This window comes from Pseudomonas baltica, assembly GCF_014235765.1.
Classification (GTDB): Bacteria; Pseudomonadota; Gammaproteobacteria; order Pseudomonadales; family Pseudomonadaceae; genus Aquipseudomonas; species Aquipseudomonas baltica.
Map to the genome: position 1 here is coordinate 1255756 of NZ_JACMYH010000001.1, position 18144 is coordinate 1273899.

The window sequence follows — 18144 nt, forward strand, 5'->3', positions numbered from 1 at the left end:
GGATCGAAGGGATTGCTCCCGTTGACCGGCGGGTATCAACCACAACGGGGCCTGCAGCGCTTTCTGAAACATTAGGTTTCAAATGATTGCACCCGTAATTCATTTGGTTCTTGTTCTCATTCTTGTTTATCCAGTGCAATAGCCGCCATCCAAATCCATGGCCACCTGTTCGCTGGATCCGGAACCTGCCCTCAGGCGACCGGCTTCGTGAATCGAGAACGTTTTCCCATGTCCAAGAAATCCCGCTCGAAAATCTGGTTCCTGGTGCACAGCTGGTTGGCCCTGCCGATCTGGTTTTTCGTGCTGATCGTATGTGTGACCGGCACCCTGGCCGTGGTGAGCACTGAGATCATGTGGCTGATCAATCCGGAAATGCGTGCCAACAAACCGTCCGACGACGCCCAGCCGTTGAACTACGACCAACTGATGGCCGCCATCGAACGCGATCATCCCGAGCTGCGAGTCAGCAATCTCATTCACCCCGACGGCGACTACTTCGCCGTCAACGCCAGTGTCACCTACCCGGACGGCCGCTCGCCAACGGTCTATGTGAACCCCTATACCGGCGTGCTGCAAGGCGTCAGTCCGGCGTTCGACTTCCCGGCCTTCACCCGCGCCCTGCACGGCTGGTGGCTGGTGCCCTTCACCAACGGTTTCTCCTGGGGCTGGTACCTGGTGTCGTTCCTCGGCCTGCCGCTGCTGGTGTCCTTGATCACCGGCCTGGTGGTCTACAAGAAGTTCTGGAAGGGCTTTCTCAAGCCCACCTTGCGCCTGAACCAGGGCGCACGGGTGTTCTGGGGTGACTTCCACCGCCTCAGCGGTATCTGGTCGATCTGGTTCATCGCGGTCATCGCCATTACCGGCGTGTGGTTCCTGATTCGCGCCATCCTCTACGACAACCAGATCAGCATCTCCAGCTACTCGCCGGTCACCTCGGTGATTGCCCGGGCCGACGTGCCGCTGGTGGCCGACGGCACGCCGGCACCGATGATCCCGGTCGAGCAGGCCATTGCCGTGGTCAAGCAGCAAGTGCCGGGCCTCGATGCCAGCTACGTGTCGCTGCCGCTCAACGCCTACAGCCCGATGGAAGTGGGTGGCCGCAGCTGGTACCCGCTGATGTTCCAGACCGCCAGCATCAACCCCTACACCGGGCAGCTGATCAGCTCGCACCTGCTGGGCGACCGCAATGCACTGGAGTTCGTTACCGAGTCCATGCGCCCGCTGCACACCGGTGACTTTGGCGGGCTGTGGATCAAGCTGATCTGGGCTTTCTTCGGCCTGCTGCTGAGCATGATGGTGCTCAGCGGCTTGATGATCTGGAGCAAGCGCACTGCCCTGGCCACGGCCCAGGCGTTCAAGCGCGACGCCCGCCACGAAACTGCGCAGACGGCCACCGGCAGCCTGCACCCGATTGCCCACAAGACCGCGGAGCGCAGCCTGTGAGCCGAGTCCTCAGTGCCCCCACGCCTTCGCCCCTGTCGCGTTTCTGGCGCAAGTGGCGGTTCCATATCAACGTGCTGCTGGTGTTCATCCCGCTGAGCTTCATGCCGCACTATTTCGCCGAGAACGCCATGGATCGCGGCGACAGCGGCCTGGGCGAGCGGACAGTAGGCGACATCGCCGTCGGGCCGTGGAGCCTGACCTTGGCCGAACGCCGCATCGAAGGCCCGACCGCCGAAAGCGGCCAGGACATCAAGTACTTCAACGCGGCCCTGTGCAAGACCTGCATCGACCAGGTCAAGGCCACCTACCTGCGCATCGGCAAGCCACGCAGCCTGAGGGCTGCAGGCGTGATCTTCTTCGGCAGTGGCTACCGCATGTTCGCCGGGTTGCCAGTGCCGGCCAAAACCCAAGCCGATGCTCAGCTGTGGATCACCATGGAAGGCTGGGACGGCTCGATGCACCAGACCTCCATTCCATTGAGCCAGGCATCACCCGCGACGGTGGCCTGGCTGAACCGTCAAGGAACCCGACCATGACCCGCGTTTCATTCATCCGCTGGCCCGCCCTGGCACTGGGGCTGCTCGCTGCCGCCTGCAGCGGCGTGGCCCTGGCGCACAACCCGATGTGCGAATGCAAGCAGATCGACGACCAGCAGATCCGCTGCACCGGCGGATTTTCCGACGGCAGCGGCGCGCCGGGGGTGACCCTGGACGTGGTCGGCTATGACGAAAGCATCCTGGTACCCGGCAAGCTGGGCAGCGATTCGACCGTGACCTTCAAGCGTCCGGATGCCGAGTTCTATGTGCTGTTCGATGCCGGCCCCGGCCACGTCGTCGAAATCGACCAAGCCGACATCGAGGCACCATGAGCACGCCCGTCACGCACATCGTGCGCCCGGCCGGTGCGGGCCATGAAACCCTGTACGTCGGCCTGCTGTGCCTGTTCATCCTGCTGGCGGCTGCCGGCGTCGTGTCCTGGCACGGGGTCAGCCACGAAGCCGTCGCGGTACCGTCCCACCAGCTCGACGCCCGACGCGACCTGAGCGCCGCCGAACAGGGCATCTACGCCGACCTGCGAGTGACCCTCGACGAGGTCCGCCTGCTGGCCGAGGAACAGCCCGATCCGGTCACGCCCGAGCAACTGGCCCGCGAGGGCTTCCCACCCTTCGCCCAGGACGCCAGCTCGGTCAGCCGCGGCAGCCACGCCTGGCAGATGGTCCAGGGCGCCTACGTGGGCCTGAGCCAGGCGCCAGAGGTGGCGGGCTCGTTCCTGCTGCGCATGAACGGCGCGGACGCCGATGTCTGGCTCAACCGCGCACCCTCCGCCAGTGCACCGGCGCTGCTGGACGACACGTCGCTTGCCGACAGCGGCTGGCAGCAGGTCATCGCCCAGTTCGACACCGGTGTCACCCGCCAGCATCGCCATTGAATACGCCCTCTTCACCAGGATTCTTCATGCCCAGATCTATCGCCCGCCGTCCGTTGCTGCGACTCCTGTCCGTTGCCGTGCTGGGCACCCTGTTCACCAGCACCGCCTGGGCCGCCGACGGCAAGCCGCTGCGTATCGGCATCACATTGCACCCCTACTACAGCTATGTGGCGAACATCGTCGGCGACAAGGCCGAAGTGGTGCCGTTGATCCCGGCCGGGTTCAACCCCCATGCCTACGAGCCACGCGCCGACGACATCAAGCGCATCGGCAGCCTGGACGTGATCGTGCTCAATGGCGTCGGCCATGACGATTTTGCCGACCGCATGATCGAAGCCAGCGAGAAACCCGATATCCACGTGATCGAGGCCAATGCCGACGTGCCCCTGCTGGCGGCCACCGGGACGATGGCGCGTGGCGCCGGCAAAGTGGTCAATCCGCACACGTTCCTGTCCATCAGTGCCTCTATCGCCCAGGTCAACAACATCGCCCGCGAACTGGGCAAGCTCGACCCGGACAACGCCAAGTTCTACACCGCCAATGCCCGGGCCTACGGCAAGCGCCTGCGCACGCTGCGCGCCGACGCCCTGGCCAAGCTGACCCAGGCGCCCAACGCCGAGCTGCGGGTGGCCACGGTACACGCGGCCTACGACTACCTGCTGCGCGAGTTCGGCCTGGAAGTGACCGCCGTGGTCGAGCCGGCGCACGGCATCGAGCCCAGCCCCAGCCAGCTGAAGAAGACCATCGACCAGCTGCGTGAACTGGACGTCAAGGTGATCTTCTCGGAAATGGATTTCCCTTCGACCTATGTGGAAACCATCCAGCGCGAGTCGGGAGTGAAGATGTACCCCCTCTCGCACATCTCCTATGGCGAGTACAGCGCCGACAAGTACGAGAAGGAAATGGGCGGCAACCTCGACACCGTGGTCCGGGCCATCCAGGAGGCCGGCGCATGACGGCCGCCGAACCCCTCGCCCTCGCCCGCAGCGGCCCCGCCATCGAGTTCGCCGAAGTGGGCCTGGTGCTGGGCCGCACGCTGATTCTCGACCAGGTCTCCTTTCGCGTGGCCAGCGGCAGCGTGCACGCGCTGGTCGGACCCAACGGCGGTGGCAAGAGCTCGTTGATCAAGACCCTGCTGGGGCAGATGCCCCATCGTGGCCAGTTGAGCCTGCAGTGGCCGGGCAGCCCCGGGGTGATCGGCTATGTACCGCAGGCACTGGAATTCGACCGTGGCCTGCCGATGACGGTCGACGATTTCATGGCCGCCATGTGCCAGCGTCGGCCTGCCTTTCTCGGCCTGTCGAAACACTATGCCGGCGCCATTGGCGAGGCCCTGGAGCGGGTCGGCATGCAGGACAAGCGCAAGCGCCGCATGGGCGCGTTGTCGGGCGGCGAACGCCAGCGCGTGCTGTTGGCGCAGGGCCTGATCCCGGCGCCGCAGCTGCTGATCCTCGACGAGCCCATGTCGGCGCTCGACGAAGCCGGCATCCAGGTGTTCGAGCGCCTGCTGCTGGACTGGCAGCAAGCCGGCATCACGGTCATGTGGATCGAGCACGACCTGGAAGCGGTCAAGCGTCTGGCCGACCACGTTACCGGGCTCAACCGACGCGTGCTGTTCGACGCCAGGCCGGCGGACGCACTGACGCCAGACCGGCTGTTGACGCTGTTCTCCACCCATCCACGCGCCGGGGGCCTCGCCTGATGGACTACGAACAGTTTCGCCTGGCCATCCAGGGCCTTGCCTCGGACGGCTACCTGCCCGCTGCACTGGCCTATGGTTTCGTGGTCAACGCCTTGATCGCCGGGTTGCTGATCGGCCCGGTACTGGGCGGCCTGGGAACGCTGGTGGTGGTCAAGCGCTTTGCGTTCTTTTCCGAAGCGGTCGGGCATGCCGCGCTCACCGGCGTGGCCATCGGCATCCTGCTCGGCGAACCCTACACGGGCCCCTACGGCAGCCTGTTCGGCTACTGCCTGTTGTTTGGCATCGTGCTCAATTACCTGCGCAACCGCACCGGCCTGGCGCCGGACACGCTGATCGGCGTGTTTCTGTCGGTCTCGCTGGCCTTGGGTGCCAGCCTGCTGTTGACCCTGGCCGGCAAGATCAACGTGCACATCCTCGAGAACGTGCTGTTTGGCTCGGTACTGACAGTCAACGGCAACGATCTGCTGGTACTGGCCGTGGTTGGTACCCTGGTCCTTAGCCTGAGCCTGCCGCTGTACAACCGCATCATGCTGGCCAGCTTCAATCCGCAGCTGGCCGCGGTGCGCGGGGTGGCGGTGAAAGCCCTGGATTACCTGTTCGTGATTCTGGTGACGCTGATCACCGTGGCAGCGGTGAAGGTCATCGGCGCGATCCTGGTCGGTGCGCTGCTGGTGATTCCGGCAGCGGCGGCACGGCTGCTGAGCCAGTCGCTCAAGGGCTTCTTCTGGATCTCGGTGATCATTGCCACGGTGAGCACCCTGTGCGGGATCCTGCTGCCGATCCTCTTCGATCTGCCGGTGCCTTCCGGGGCGGCCATCATCCTGGTCGCAGGCCTGGCCTTCGCTCTCGCCGCCATCGCCCGCGGCACCTTGCCCAGCCTCAAAGGGAACATCGGATAAATGTCTACTCTGCGCAAACTGACAGTCGCCCTGGCCCTGTGTGCGGCGCTCGCCCCTGCGATCCAGGCGGCAGAGCCGGTGAAAGTCCTCGCCAGCCTGCCGATCACCTACGGCCTGGGCCAACTGCTGCTCAAGGACAGCGGCGTGCAACTGCAACGTGCGGCCGCTGCCAACCTGCCCGGCTCTCGACAGAATGCCTATTTCACCGGCCGCGGCGCAGAAGCCCTGGCCGGACTGGCCGGCGCTGCCGACGCGGTGATCGGGCTGCGTTCGCTATGGCCTGACGATTCCCTGTACCCGCTGGCGCGTCGCAGCAACATTCGCATCGTCGAGATCGACGCTGCGCGCCCGGTCGACGGGGTACTGCCCGGTATCGCGGTACAGCCGGGCGTGAGCGGACTGAACAGCCAGCCGTGGCTGTCGAGCAACAACATGGGGCGCATGGCCGACGTCATGGCTGCCGACCTGGTACGCCTGGCTCCGGCCGCCAAACCGCGGATCGACGCCAACCTGGCCGCACTCAAGCAGCAACTGCTCAAGCTCAGCGCCGACAGCGAGGCACGCCTGGCAAAGGCGGACAATGTCAGTGTGGTCAGCCTCAGCGACCGCTTCGCCTACCTTGCAGCCGGTCTCAATCTGGACACGGTGGCCACCCAGGTGCTCAACGACGAACAGTGGGACACCGCGCAGCTGGAAAACCTGAGCATGACGCTCAAGGACAACGACGTTGCCCTGGTCATCGACCATCGCCAACCGCCCGAAGCGGTCAAGGCGGTGATCACTGCCGCAGGCAGCAAGCTGCTGGTGCTGGCCGAGGAAAGCGACGACCCGATCGCCGACCTGCAGGCTCACATGAGCGCCGTCATCCAGGCCCTTTGACCCTACCCTGCCGTAAGCAGGCTGCGGTTCCCGGGCCTGCTCGGCAATGACTTTGAAGCCCTCCCACCGCCCTTCGCCGATATCCCATTCAATCTTTTCCCGAGCTGGCCGAGAACCTGTCAAAGCCCCACGGAATGAATGGACACTCATGCGTAACAATCAGCCTATCACCCAGCGCGAACGGACCTTCCCTGCCCAGCAGCGCCTGATTTCCACGACCGACACCCAAGGAATGATCACCTACTGCAATGATGCTTTCGTGGAGATCAGCGGGTTCACCCGCGAGCAGCTGATTCGCGCGCCGCACAACACCGTGCGCCACCCGGACGTGCCTTCGGCGGTGTTCGAGCACATGTGGGCGACGCTGCGCCAGGGCCTGCCATGGATGGGCATCATCAAGAACCGTTGCGAGAACGGCGACTACTACTGGGTCAACGCCTACGTCACTCCGGTACTTGAAAACAAGCAGGTGGTGGGTTACGAATCGGTACGGATCAAGCCGACGGCCGAGCAGATCCGCCGTGCCCAGTCGCTCTACGAACGCTTGAACAACGGCAGGTCGGCGGTACCCGGCCGCGATCGCTGGATGCCGGTGCTGCAGAACTGGGTGCCGTTCATTCTGGTCAGCCAGGTCGGTTTCATGATCGGCACCTGGCTGGATACCTCGTGGGGGTTCGCCCTGGCCGCCGGGCTGTCGCTGCCACTGGGCCTGATGGGCCTGAGCTGGCAGCAGCGGGGTATCAAGCGCCTGCTCAAGCTGGCGGACCAGACCACCTCGGATCCGCTCATCGCGCAAATGTACACCGACAGCCGGGGCGCCCAGGCGCGCCTGGAAATGGCCATTCTGAGCCAGGAAGCGCGCTTGAAGACCTGCCTGACCCGTTTGCAGGACACCGCCGAGCACCTGACCGGTCAAGCCCGGCAATCCGACGCTCTTGCACACCAGAGCTCCCAGGGCCTGGACCGTCAGCGCCTGGAAACCGAGCAGGTAGCCGCTGCGGTGAACCAGATGGCGGCCACTACCCAGGAAGTGGCCAGCCATGTGCAGCGCACTGCCGACGCCACCCAGGAGGCCAACCGCCTGACCAGCCGCGGGCGCGACATCGCCGGCGAAACCCGCGAGGCGATCCAGCGCTTGTCGGTGGTCGTCGGGGAAACCGGGCAGACCGTGACCCAGCTGGCCAAGGACAGCGATGAGATCGGCGGCGTGGTGGATGTGATCAAAGGTATCGCCGACCAGACCAACCTGCTGGCGCTCAACGCAGCCATCGAAGCGGCACGCGCCGGCGAAATGGGCCGCGGCTTCGCCGTGGTCGCCGACGAGGTGCGTCAGCTGGCACAACGCACCAGCGAGTCGACCGGGCAGATCCATGGGCTCATCGCCAAGCTGCAGCAGACCGCCAACAATGCCGTGCAGACCATGGATGCCGGTCACCGTCAGGCCGAGGAAGGCGTGGCTCGCGTGCTGGAAGCCGACCAGGCGTTGATCGGCATCAGCGAAGCGGTCGCCAACATCACCGACATGACCACGCAGATCGCCGCAGCCACCGAAGAGCAGAGTGCAGTGGCCGAGGAGATCAGCCGCAACATCACCACCATCTCGCACCTGGCCGATGAAACCAGCGAACAGGCGCAGAACTCGGCACTGCTCAGCGAAGAGCTGACCAAGACCGCCAACAGCCAGTATTCGCTGGTGGAGCGTTTCAACCGCTGACTGCCCCCTGCCCTCGCATCGCAGCCTGCATGGCAGGCCACGTGTCGGCTACGCGAGTCAGGACAGGAAGGCCACGATCCGGTCGGCGGCGGTCTGCAGATGCTGGTCGTGGCTGAACCCGGATGACTTCAAGGGTTTGAGGTCATGATCGGCGGCGCTGAGCCAGTACAGCTCGACTTGCTCCGACAACTCATAGCCTGCCACTGTCTCGCAGTTGCCCAACGCATCGCGCTCGCCCTGGATGATCAGGGTTGGCGTGCTCAGGTCGGCCAGGTGTTCGACTCGCGGCTTTTCCGGCTTGCCCGCCGCGTAGAAGGGATACCCCAGGCACACCAGTGCATCGGCACCCAGTTCGTCCGCCAGCAGGCTGGCCATCCGTCCGCCCATGGATTTGCCCCCCACGGCCAGGGTTCCCGTCACCAGCGGTCGCACCAGGGCATAGGCCTGTCGCCAGCTTTCCAGCAGGCTTGCCTGCGGACTGGGCGGACGCTTGCTGCCGCCGCTGCGGCGCTGGGCCATGTAGGGAAACTCGAAGCGCACCACGCTGACCCCGCCAGCGGCCAGGCGCTCGGCCATGCTGTTCATGAAGGCACTGTCCATCGGCGCGCCGGCACCGTGCGCGAGGATCAGGCACGGCGCCTGCGCGCCAGTCTGGGCAGGGTTCCACAGCCAGCCGTTGTCTTGCATGCGTTGGCTCCACTGATCTTCGCTCATCATCCTTCCGTCGACGTTTGGCACTATTGGCGATTCACAGACTCTGAGGCAAAACGCGGCACAGGAAAAGTGCCCTGTGCATGATGGCGTGCACGACGTCAGCGTGCAGGCGCGGCTCGCCCCCTCCCCTATACTCAATGATCTTTTCGCGAAGGATAGCGATTCATGAACTTCGACTGGCACAGTGCTCCCATCACCCGTTACACCCCCCTGGACAGAGGCTATCGCAACACTCAGAACGTGCGGCGTTTCCTGACCGAGGCATGCGGCCCGAACTTTCATTTCGACCGCCCCTTCATGGCCTGGCTCAAAAGTGGCGAAGCCAAGACCATGGGCCAGGTCGCGGACCACTGGAACCTGCTGCATCGCCGCTGACGCGCGAAGCGCTGGCCAGGGTGCGAAACGCTGCTTTAATGAGTGCAACCCTCACCGCTTGGTGTCTTCCGATAGGAGTGCCCGATGGATCGCCTCAGTGCCAAGGATTTTTCCCCCGAGTTGCTGGAACTGTACGACTTCTATGCCCATGGCAAGATCAACCGCCGCGAGTTCCTCGACCGCGCGGCGTTGTTCACCTTTGGGGGGCTGACGGCAGGCGCCTTGCTGGCCAGCCTGAGCCCGAACTATGCATTGGCCCAGCAGGTGGAATTCACCGACCCACAGATCGTGGCCGAATACGTCACCTACCCCTCGCCCAGTGGCCATGGCCAGGTGCGTGGCTACCTGGTGCGGCCGGCCCAGGCCACCGGCAAGGTGCCAGGCGTGGTGGTGGTGCATGAGAACCGCGGGCTCAACCCCTATATCGAAGACGTCGCACGGCGGGTCGCCAAGGCCGGCTACATGGCCCTGGCCCCGGATGGCCTGACCTCGGTCGGCGGCTATCCGGGCAACGACGACAAGGGTCGGGCGCTGCAGGAGAAGGTCGACCCGACCAAACTGATGAATGATTTCTTCGCTGCGATCCCCTGGCTGATGGCGCACGAGGGTGCCACCGGCAAGGTCGGCATGACTGGCTTCTGCTATGGCGGCGGTGTGTCCAATGCGGCGGCGGTGGCCTATCCCGAGTTGGCGTGCGCGGTGCCGTTCTATGGCCGTCAGGCCGATGCCAAGGATGTAGCGAAGATCAAGGCGCCGCTGCTGCTGCATTTCGGCGAACTGGATACGCGCATCAACGAAGGATGGCCCGCGTACGAGGCAGCGCTCAAGGCGGCAGGCAAAACCTACGAGGCGTACATCTATCCCGGCGCCAACCATGGCTTCCACAACGATTCGACCCCACGCTATGACAAGGCTGCCGCCGACCTGGCCTGGGAGCGCACGCTGGGCTGGTTCGAAAAATACCTGAGCTGACGTAGAATGCCTGCCCTTCGAAGCCGTGATCCTTGCCATGAACGCCGACGCTCTCGCCACCTTGCACAAACACCTGCTGCAAGCCCTCGCCCAGCCGCCGCTGGAAACTCGCCGGTTGCTTCACGGCCGCGGTCGGCGCTGGCCGGGGCTGGAGCAACTGACCGTGGACTGGCTGCAGGGCATCGTGCTGGTGTCGCTGTTCAAGGAGCCGCTTGCCGAACAGCTGGCAGGCTTGCAACAGCTGCTGGCCCGACTGGCGCAGCAACCGGCGTGGGCCGCCAGCGGTGCGCGCGGTCTGGCCCTGCAGCACCGCTATCTGCCCGGCAGCGATGTGCACTGGCTGATCGGAGAAGCGCAAGAGCAGGTGATCCTGGTCGAGAACGGCCTGCAGTACCGCATCGACCTGGGGCGTAAACAGAACAACGGCTTGTTTCTCGACATGCGCCACGGTCGCGACTGGGTACGCGAAAACGCCCAGGGTCGACGTGTGCTCAACCTGTTCGCCTACACCTGCGGTTTCTCGGTGGCCGCCATAGCTGGCGGCGCAGCCCATGTGATCAACCTCGACATGTCTCGCGCCGCCCTTACCCGGGGACGCGAGAACCACCACCTCAATGGCCACGACCTGGGCAAGGTCAGCTTTCTCGGCCACGATCTGTTCAAGTCCTGGGGCCGGGTCGGCAAGGACGGCCCTTACGACATGGTGATCATTGACCCGCCGTCGTTCCAGAAAGGCAGCTTCCTGCTGACCAAGGATTACCAGCGGGTACTGCGCCGCCTGCCGGAACTGCTCAGCGAATCGGGCGTGGTGCTGGCGTGCATGAACGACCCGGCGCTGGGCCCCGAATTTCTCGTCGACGAGCTGCGCCGCGAAGCACCGCAGCTGCGCCTGCAGCGGCGCCTGGACAACCCACCGGAGTTTGCCGACATAGATCCAGCCAGCGGCCTCAAGGCCATGGTGTTCGCGCGGGAGTGATTACCGAATAGAGCAGGGGAAGGGCCTAACATACCGTACGGCGACTGGCCATCTTAAAGATTGAACAATTTCACGTGCCCGGCGAACCAAGTAAAGGAGAGCCACCGGGAGGTGAGAGTCCCGGCGGCTCGGGTGACACATCGAATGAAACCCTTGAGAGGTATCCGCCATGTCAGCGCAGGAATATAACACCATCCGCCATACCCCTGTCAGTGCATTGGGCACAATCCCGGCCAGCCAGTTGATCGCCTTCGTCGAAGCCTGCCGCCCGCTGGTGCGCGACGCGATCCTGAACGCCAGGTTGACTCGATGAGCCCGCTGGTTGTGAGCAGCCCCGCCATGGCGGGGCTTTTTCATGGCCGCAGAACAGGTTTCAAAGCTGGCGCTGCGTGATCAGCGTGCGCACGCGCTCGCTCAGCGCCTCCAGGGCGAACGGCTTGGTCAGCACCTCGGTGCAAGGCTGCAGATGGCACTGATCCAACGCCAGGTTCTGCGCGTAGCCGGTGATGTACAGCACCGGCAAGCCTGGCCGGGCCGAGCGCCCCAGCTCGGCCATCTGCCGGCCATTGAGCCCGCCAGGCAAGCCCACGTCCGTGACCAGCAGGTCGATGCGCGCAGCCGATTGCAGCAGGTCTCGGCCCTGGGCGCTGTCGCCGGCCTGCAGGACCACATAGCCCAGGCTTTCCAGCAGCTCGGCTACGGAACCGCGCACCGAGGCTTCGTCGTCCACCACCAGCACGGTCTCGCCGCTGCCACCGAGGTCGATGGGCGCCTGGCTGGGCACCACCGCTTCTGTCTCGATACCGGCACAATGCCTGGGCAGGTACAGGCTGACCGTCGTGCCAAGCCCCGGCCGTGACTGGATCTTCACCAGTCCGCCGGACTGCCTGGCAAACCCGTAGATCATCGACAGACCCAGGCCGGTGCCCTCGCCCACCGGTTTGGTGGTGAAGAACGGCTCGAACACCTTGGCCATGACCTCCTCGCTCATCCCCGAACCGTTATCGGTCACGTGAACCACCAGGTACTCGCCGGCCTGTACCTCGTGATTGGATGCATCGCTGTGAGGCAGCCACTGATTGGCGGTTTCGATGGTGATCCGCCCACCACCGGGCATGGCATCGCGGGCATTGATACACAGGTTGAGCAAGGCGTTTTCCAGCTGGGTCGGGTCGATCAGCGCCGTCCACAGACCCTGGGTATGGCGCACGCTCAGTTCGATGGAGGGTCCGACCGAACGTCGCACCAGTTCTTCCAGGCCGTGGATCAGCGCGTTGACGTCGGTGGGCACCGGAGCCAGGGTCTGCCGCCGGGAGAACGCCAGCAGGCGATGAGTCAGTGACGCGGCGCGCTTGACCGCCCCCTGAGCGACGTCCAGATAGCGTTCGAGGTCAGCGGTACGGCCCTGTTTCAAGCGCATGTGCATCAATTCAAGGCTGCCGGACAGGCCCGCCAGCAGGTTGTTGAAGTCGTGGGCGATACCCCCGGTAAGCTGGCCCACGGCCTCCATCTTCTGCGCCTGGTGCAACGCTGCCTCGGCTTTTTCCCGCTCGGCAATGGCGATGCGCACGCGCTCTTCCAGGGTCTGATTGAGCTCGCGCACAGCAGCCTCGGCTTTCTTGCGCGCGGTGACGTCGATGGAGGACCCGATCAGGCCAATGACTTCGCCGTCCTCGTCGAGCAGAGGCGTCTTCAGCGACAGCCAGGTCGCGGCGGTGCCGTCGGCCTGGCGCACCTCCTCTTCCACCTCCTGGGTGTGCCGACCTTCCATGATGCGTCGGTCGGTTTCCATGATCACCCGAGCCTGGACCTTGTCTTCCAGGAACTCCATATCGGTGCGGCCGATGTACTGCTCGGGCGGTTTGCCGATGAGTTCGGTGGTGCCGCGATTGGCAACCAGCATCCGGCCCTGGCGATCCTTGGCGTACACCACACCGGGCACCGCGGCGGTGAAGGTGCGCAGCAGGTGGGTCATGCGATCGCGCTCGGCCTCGGCGCTGCGGCGTTGCTGGATGTCCAGCAGCACGCCGGGAAAACGCTGCGGACGCCCCGCCTCGTCGAATTCGACGTGGCCGTTGGCTTCGATCCAGCGATAGCTGCCGTCGCTCTGCAGCACGCGATACTCGCAACGATAGTGACCGCCGTTGCCGAGGGTCTCGAACACGGCTGCTTCGACCCGCGGGCGATCCTGCGGATGGACGCTGGCCATCGCTTGCTCCAGCGGCAGGCCCTGGGCACAGACCTTGCCGGACAGACCGAAGGTGCGCGCGAAGCGTTCGTCGGCACTGAAGTGGTCGGCCGCAACATCCCACACCCAGGTACCGACGATGGCCCCGGTATCCAGAGCCAGCTGCAGGCGCTCGGCGGCATCCTGGGCGGGTGTCTCCTCAGGTACGGAGGGGGCGCGAAAATGTTCGGGAGGCTGGGTCGGCATATCGGCTCACAGCGGAACGCAGGGTGCCCTGATGGTGACGTTGGCGTTTAGGTAATACAAGCCTGCGCAACGCGAAATCCGCGCGCAAGACCGACAAGCCGCGTCGGCAACCCCGCAAAACACCAGACAGCCCCTGTAGCAGCGGCGCAAGTCGCGTCCGGCAACCCCGCAAAGCACCAGACAGCCCCTGTAGCAGCGGCGCGAGCCGCGTCCGGCAACCCCGCAAAACACCAGACAGCCCCTGTAGCAGCGGCGCGAGCCGCGTCCGGCAACCCCGCGCAACTTCAGACACGCCGCCTGAGCAGATAACTGTCCATGATCCAGCCATGCTGGCTGCGCGCCTGCTGCCGCGCATCGGCAATGGTCTGCGCCATGTCGTCCAGCCTTCCCGACAGCAGCACTTCATCGGCCGTACCGACGTAAGCCCCCCAATAGATATCCAGATTCTGGCCGACCAGCGCCTTGAAGCTGTCCTGTGCATCGAGCATCACCACCACCGTGTCGACGCCCTCGGGCATGCCCGCCGACAGGCGTCGACCCGTAGTGATCTGCACGGCACCGGCAATGCTGTTGAGGGTGATCCGGTGCGCCGCGGTTAGCGCCTGAATGCTGGTCACACCGGGAAACACCTCATAGTGCACCGCTCGCGCGCTGTTGGCAGCGATTGCCTCGACAATGCGCAGCGTGCTGTCGTACAGCGAAGGATCGCCCCACACCAGAACGCCCGCGCACTCCCCGTCCGCCACTGCATCATCGAGCAGCCGCTCGAAGGCCGCCTGCTTGCGCGCATTCAGGGTATTCACCGACGTCCGATAGTCCGGCCCGGCCGGACGCTCGGGCTGCCGCACCTCGACCACCCGATACGCCCCAGGCGTTGCATGACGCTCGAGGATCTCTTTGCGCAGGGCATTGAGCTTGCCCTTGTGATCGCCCTTGTCCATCAGAAAGAACACATCGACCCGCGCCAAGGCACGCGCCGCCTGCACCGTGATGTGCTCGGGATGACCAGCGCCGATGCCGATGATGAGGAGTGTTTTCAAAAGTGCTCCGCCGGACAGTTCACCACAACGCGCCTATGGCCGTGCCGATAGGGGCCCCTCTGCACAACTGGCCCATGCCAGACCTTACAGCGTCCGTTTCAAGGTGAATACAGGGTTGCGCGAATTGGCACAGTTCCAGCTGTCCACGCCCTTTCGGCCTTGACACGTATGGGCATCTGCTACGAATGCCTGTGATGATCGACGGGCGGGCGCATTGCACGCCCGCCCTCTCGGTCACTGGATCACAGCGACCACTTCAGCGAGAACATCAGGTTGCGCGGGTCGCCGTAGGTGCCACTGCCGGTCGCGGTAGGAATACCCTGCCAGTACTTCTCGTCCAGCACGTTGTTGAAGTTGACGCGGGCGTCCCAGTGTTCGTCGAAGCGATAGCCGGCCATCAAGCCCAGTACCGCGTAGGAATCCTGCTCCGCATGACCGGTTCCGACACGGCCGTAGGTTGCGCTCTGCGCCAGCACGTCGGCACCGATACGCAGCCTGTCCAAGGCACCTTCGAACTGGTAAGTGGTTGCGGCCTTGAACAGATGCTTGGGCTGGTTGGGCGCGAACAGATTGCCTTTCTCGTAGGTACGGTCTTTCACGTACTGGCTGAGCACCAGGGTATAGGCGGCCGAGAACTGCCAGTTGGGCGTGAAGGCGCCACTGATTTCGGTATCCAGGCCACGGCTGCGTACCTCGCCCGCAGCCTCGTAGCAGGTGCGGTTGGTGGCCCGGCAGCTGGCCGGTTGATCGGGAATGGCGTAGGCGCGGTTCTGCTGGGTCATGTCGAACATGGCCACGGACGCATTCAGGCCGCCATCGAAGTACTCGCCCTTGATGCCGATCTCATAGCTTTCACCGGTCATCGGGTCCAGCACCGTGCCGCCGACATCCTGCTGCGTCTGCGGCTTGAAGATTTCGGTGTAGCTGGCGTAGACCGAGTAGGTATCGTTCAGGTCATAGATGATGCCGGCGTAGGGCGTGACTTCCTGGGTCACTTTGTAATCACCCGTGCCCGAGCGGTTGTCGTAGTCATACCAACTGACCCGGCTGCCAACGATGATGTGCAGCGGGTCCAGCGGGTTGAAACGCGCGGCGGCGTAGACACCCTTCTCGGTCGCCGTGTTCTTGCTCTGGTAGAGCCGATAGTCGCTGCGAGTACGCGAAGGCTTGGCAATGACACCCGGATCGAAGTTGTAGATATCGATGGGCGTGGAGTCATTCCAGTAGCCGCCGGTCTGGTCGAACTTTTCCTGGCGACGGCTCGCGCCGAGGGTCAACTGATGCTCGCGACCGAACAACTGGAACGGGCCGGCCAGGGAGGCATCCACGTTGGTCTGCACGTCGGTGGTGTCGTAGGCGCCCGTGGCCTGCCCGTACACACCATTGCGAGGCGCCGTCAGATAGCTGGAAAAGGTGTTGGACTCGGCCCATATCTTCGCGGCCGCAGCCTTGGCGGTCCAGCCGTTGTCGAAGCGGTGGGTGACGTCGGTGAACACGCTGACGTTGTCCCGGTCCCAGTAGGCCCAGTCATTGCTCAGGAAGGTGGAACGCGACAGATGCAGGTCTTCGCCATTCGGACCGGACGGCAGGCTGCCCCAGTCCGAGGTGGCATCATCGCGCTGCTTGGAAGCCCCGAGGGTCAGGGTAGTCGCCTCGCTCAGGTCCGCTTCGAATACGCCGTAGAAGGTCTGGCGCTGCTTTTCACGCTCGTCGATGTAGCTGTTGTCGTCTTCGTAGGCGGCCACCACCCGGCCACGCAGGGTGCCGGACTCGTTGAGCCGGTTCGACGCATCCACTTGCGTGCGGTAGCGGTCCCAGGTACCGGCGCTGGTGGTGATGCTGACCTGAGGGGTGGCGGTAGGACGCTTGCGCACCAGGTTCAGGGTTGCCGACGGGCTGCCGGCACCGGTCATCAAGCCGGTGGCGCCGCGCACCACTTCAACCCTGTCGTACAAAGCCAGGTCGGCACCGGCGATGGTGTCTAGGGTGAACTGGCCGATGCTGGTCGGCAGGCCGTCGTACATGATGTTGTCGATGTTGAACCCGCGCGCCTGGAACGCCTGGCGGTCGCCGCCAAACTTGCGCAAGGTAATGCCGGGCGCGTACTTGACCACATCGTTGAGGTCGTTCATGCCTTGGTCGTCCATGCGCTGGCGCGTGATGACGCTGACCGACTGCGGGGTTTCGCGGATCGACAGCGGCAGCCCGGTCGAGGTGCTCATGCTGCCGGTGGTGTAGGAGCCGGAGTGTTCGGTAGTGGCCGTGCCGGCTATGGAACTGGTGGCGGCCGAGACGGCCGTCGCGCCCAGTACCACCGCGCCGCCAGTGGACGCTGTAGCGGGGGCGGTGACGCTGACCACGTCGCCCTGCACCGTACCGACCAGGCCGCTGCCCGCCAGCAGGCGCTGCAGTGCCAATGCGGGTTCCATCCGGCCGGTGACCGAAGGTGCGGTCTTGCCGGCAATCGCCGCTGGTTCGAACACCACTTGCAGGCCGCTGGCCTGACCCAACTGGTTCAGCGCTTCGCCCAAGGGTTGCGCGGGCAGATTCAGCGCAATCGGAGCTGCCTGCGCCAGGCCGGCAATGGACAAAGAGATGCACAGCGCAACACTGCGCAACGGAAAATGATTCATGGCATGACCTCAGGAACCCACACAAGGCGGTCTGCCCCCCCCGGGCGAAGACTCGAATGCGGGCTGTAGGAAGCCACGCAAACTTGTGTGCGAAACCGCGTTGAATGCGGAAGCGGCGCAAGGCTATGCAAATGTCAAAAAAATGTAAATGATAATTCATGGCACTTGGCAAGCATTCGCGGCTGCCAACCAGAAGCATTGGTCTTTGCCAGCGAGCGCGCAGGCTGAATAAGTGCGTATGAAGAGCGCAGAGCGTGCGGGCTGCACGATGGAGAGGGGTCGTTGCAGGGGGCGTCAGGATGGATGTCCCGGCAGTGATGAACGCCACCGCCGGGAAATTATTACTGGATATGTCTAGCTATTGGCGCAACCGGATCAGCCGCGCGCGGGAAGTTTCCAGTCGGGACGTACGAAATGGCAGGTGTAGCCGTTGGGAATACGCTCCAGGTAATCCTGATGCTCGGGCTCGGCTTCCCAGAAATCACCTGCAGGGGCAAGCTCGGTGACGACCTTGCCGGGCCACAGGTCGGAGGCATCGACGTCGGCGATCGTTTCCAGTGCGACGCGTTTCTGCTCCTCGGTGTTGTAGAAGATCGCCGAGCGGTAGCTCAGGCCTACATCGTTGCCCTGGCGGTTGGCCGTGGACGGATCGTGAATCTGGAAGAAAAACTCGAGGATCTGACGATAGCCGATCACGCTGGGATCGAAGACGATCTCGATGGCTTCGGCGTGGGTGCCGTGGTTGCGGTAGGTGGCGTTGGCGACATCGCCGCCGCTGTACCCGACCCGCGTCTGCAGGACGCCCGGATAACGACGGATCAGGTCCTGCATGCCCCAGAAGCAGCCACCCGCCAGCAGAGCGGTTTCGGTCTGGACTGTCATATCGATTACCTTCGCTGAATGAACGTGGCCCATTCTAATACAACCGCTACGAA

18 protein-coding genes are annotated in these 18144 nt (G+C 64.2%); 13 read left to right on the forward strand and 5 right to left on the reverse strand.

Features of this window, described 5'->3' with window-relative positions; all coding sequences use genetic code 11:
* The first annotated feature begins 228 nt into the window (after positions 1-228).
* From H7993_RS05560 to H7993_RS05600, 9 genes are all read left to right on the forward strand, one after another.
* Positions 229-1443, forward strand: coding sequence for a PepSY-associated TM helix domain-containing protein (locus H7993_RS05560; RefSeq protein ID WP_122478852.1), 1215 nt, complete (start codon positions 229-231; stop codon positions 1441-1443).
* Positions 1440-1979, forward strand: coding sequence for a thiamine pyrophosphate-binding protein (locus H7993_RS05565; RefSeq protein WP_122478854.1), 540 nt, complete (start codon positions 1440-1442; stop codon positions 1977-1979). The genes H7993_RS05560 and H7993_RS05565 overlap by 4 nt, the downstream gene beginning before the upstream one ends.
* Positions 1976-2311, forward strand: a complete 336-nt coding sequence (locus tag H7993_RS05570) for a hypothetical protein (RefSeq protein WP_122478856.1) — start codon at positions 1976-1978, stop codon at positions 2309-2311. The genes H7993_RS05565 and H7993_RS05570 overlap by 4 nt, the downstream gene beginning before the upstream one ends.
* Positions 2308-2871: a DUF6162 family protein gene (locus H7993_RS05575; protein ID WP_185793727.1), complete on the forward strand. Its 564-nt coding sequence runs from the start codon at positions 2308-2310 to the stop codon at positions 2869-2871. Before H7993_RS05570 ends, H7993_RS05575 begins: the two co-directional genes overlap by 4 nt.
* 26 nt (positions 2872-2897) lie before the next feature.
* Positions 2898-3827, forward strand: a complete 930-nt coding sequence (locus H7993_RS05580; RefSeq protein WP_122712999.1) for a metal ABC transporter substrate-binding protein — start codon at positions 2898-2900, stop codon at positions 3825-3827.
* A complete protein-coding gene (locus H7993_RS05585; protein ID WP_185793728.1) occupies positions 3824-4573 on the forward strand; it encodes a metal ABC transporter ATP-binding protein in 750 nt (249 codons plus the stop codon). Before H7993_RS05580 ends, H7993_RS05585 begins: the two co-directional genes overlap by 4 nt.
* The gene (locus H7993_RS05590; protein WP_122478864.1) at positions 4573-5472 is read left to right on the forward strand and encodes a metal ABC transporter permease; all 900 of its coding nucleotides are present in this window, start codon (positions 4573-4575) and stop codon (positions 5470-5472) included. Before H7993_RS05585 ends, H7993_RS05590 begins: the two co-directional genes overlap by 1 nt.
* Positions 5473-6351 carry a metal ABC transporter substrate-binding protein gene (locus H7993_RS05595; RefSeq protein WP_185793729.1) on the forward strand — a complete coding sequence of 293 codons (879 nt, stop codon included), beginning with the start codon at positions 5473-5475 and terminating at the stop codon, positions 6349-6351.
* Between the two features lie 148 nt (positions 6352-6499).
* Positions 6500-8065: a methyl-accepting chemotaxis protein gene (locus H7993_RS05600; protein ID WP_185793730.1), complete on the forward strand. Its 1566-nt coding sequence runs from the start codon at positions 6500-6502 to the stop codon at positions 8063-8065.
* A gap of 57 nt (positions 8066-8122) precedes the next feature.
* Here H7993_RS05600 and H7993_RS05605 read toward each other — a convergent pair whose 3' ends face one another.
* Positions 8123-8779, reverse strand: coding sequence for an alpha/beta family hydrolase (locus tag H7993_RS05605; protein ID WP_244646855.1), 657 nt, complete (start codon positions 8777-8779; stop codon positions 8123-8125).
* 165 nt (positions 8780-8944) lie between these two features.
* On the opposite strand from H7993_RS05605, the gene H7993_RS05610 reads away from it, so the two are divergent.
* The 4 genes from H7993_RS05610 (at position 8945) to H7993_RS05625 (ending at position 11415) form a co-directional block, all read left to right on the forward strand.
* On the forward strand, positions 8945-9154 hold the full coding sequence (locus H7993_RS05610; protein ID WP_122478872.1) for a DUF6434 domain-containing protein: 210 nt from the start codon (positions 8945-8947) through the stop codon (positions 9152-9154).
* Between the two features lie 84 nt (positions 9155-9238).
* Positions 9239-10126: a YghX family hydrolase gene (yghX, locus tag H7993_RS05615; RefSeq protein WP_185793732.1), complete on the forward strand. Its 888-nt coding sequence runs from the start codon at positions 9239-9241 to the stop codon at positions 10124-10126.
* A gap of 37 nt (positions 10127-10163) precedes the next feature.
* Positions 10164-11102, forward strand: coding sequence for a class I SAM-dependent methyltransferase (locus tag H7993_RS05620; protein ID WP_185793733.1), 939 nt, complete (start codon positions 10164-10166; stop codon positions 11100-11102).
* A gap of 169 nt (positions 11103-11271) precedes the next feature.
* Positions 11272-11415, forward strand: a complete 144-nt coding sequence (locus H7993_RS05625; RefSeq protein WP_163007599.1) for a hypothetical protein — start codon at positions 11272-11274, stop codon at positions 11413-11415.
* 60 nt (positions 11416-11475) lie between these two features.
* Here H7993_RS05625 and H7993_RS05630 read toward each other — a convergent pair whose 3' ends face one another.
* The 4 genes from H7993_RS05630 to msrA form a co-directional block, all read right to left on the reverse strand.
* Positions 11476-13536: a hybrid sensor histidine kinase/response regulator gene (locus H7993_RS05630; protein ID WP_185793734.1), complete on the reverse strand. Its 2061-nt coding sequence runs from the start codon at positions 13534-13536 to the stop codon at positions 11476-11478.
* Positions 13537-13820: 284 nt separating this feature from the next.
* Positions 13821-14576, reverse strand: coding sequence for a precorrin-6A synthase (deacetylating) (gene cobF, locus H7993_RS05635; RefSeq protein ID WP_185793735.1), 756 nt, complete (start codon positions 14574-14576; stop codon positions 13821-13823).
* Between the two features lie 242 nt (positions 14577-14818).
* A complete protein-coding gene (locus tag H7993_RS05640; protein ID WP_185793736.1) occupies positions 14819-17209 on the reverse strand; it encodes a TonB-dependent siderophore receptor in 2391 nt (796 codons plus the stop codon).
* 375 nt (positions 17210-17584) lie between these two features.
* Entirely contained in the window at positions 17585-18091 is a 507-nt protein-coding gene (msrA, locus tag H7993_RS05645; RefSeq protein ID WP_122478881.1) for a peptide-methionine (S)-S-oxide reductase MsrA, read from the reverse strand.
* Between the last annotated feature and the right edge of the window lie 53 nt (positions 18092-18144).

Coding starts and splice junctions, on each gene's coding strand:
- H7993_RS05560 (WP_122478852.1), top strand. CDS start 229: ATGTCCAAGAAATCCCGCTCGAAAATCTGGTTCCTGGTGCACAGCTGG.
- H7993_RS05570 (WP_122478856.1), top strand. CDS start 1,976: ATGACCCGCGTTTCATTCATCCGCTGGCCCGCCCTGGCACTGGGGCTG.
- H7993_RS05575 (WP_185793727.1), top strand. CDS start 2,308: ATGAGCACGCCCGTCACGCACATCGTGCGCCCGGCCGGTGCGGGCCAT.
- H7993_RS05580 (WP_122712999.1), top strand. CDS start 2,898: ATGCCCAGATCTATCGCCCGCCGTCCGTTGCTGCGACTCCTGTCCGTT.
- H7993_RS05585 (WP_185793728.1), top strand. CDS start 3,824: ATGACGGCCGCCGAACCCCTCGCCCTCGCCCGCAGCGGCCCCGCCATC.
- H7993_RS05590 (WP_122478864.1), top strand. CDS start 4,573: ATGGACTACGAACAGTTTCGCCTGGCCATCCAGGGCCTTGCCTCGGAC.
- H7993_RS05595 (WP_185793729.1), top strand. CDS start 5,473: ATGTCTACTCTGCGCAAACTGACAGTCGCCCTGGCCCTGTGTGCGGCG.
- H7993_RS05600 (WP_185793730.1), top strand. CDS start 6,500: ATGCGTAACAATCAGCCTATCACCCAGCGCGAACGGACCTTCCCTGCC.
- H7993_RS05605 (WP_244646855.1), bottom strand. CDS start 8,779: ATGAGCGAAGATCAGTGGAGCCAACGCATGCAAGACAACGGCTGGCTG.
- H7993_RS05610 (WP_122478872.1), top strand. CDS start 8,945: ATGAACTTCGACTGGCACAGTGCTCCCATCACCCGTTACACCCCCCTG.
- yghX (WP_185793732.1), top strand. CDS start 9,239: ATGGATCGCCTCAGTGCCAAGGATTTTTCCCCCGAGTTGCTGGAACTG.
- H7993_RS05620 (WP_185793733.1), top strand. CDS start 10,164: ATGAACGCCGACGCTCTCGCCACCTTGCACAAACACCTGCTGCAAGCC.
- H7993_RS05625 (WP_163007599.1), top strand. CDS start 11,272: ATGTCAGCGCAGGAATATAACACCATCCGCCATACCCCTGTCAGTGCA.
- H7993_RS05630 (WP_185793734.1), bottom strand. CDS start 13,536: ATGCCGACCCAGCCTCCCGAACATTTTCGCGCCCCCTCCGTACCTGAG.
- H7993_RS05640 (WP_185793736.1), bottom strand. CDS start 17,209: ATGAATCATTTTCCGTTGCGCAGTGTTGCGCTGTGCATCTCTTTGTCC.
- msrA (WP_122478881.1), bottom strand. CDS start 18,091: ATGACAGTCCAGACCGAAACCGCTCTGCTGGCGGGTGGCTGCTTCTGG.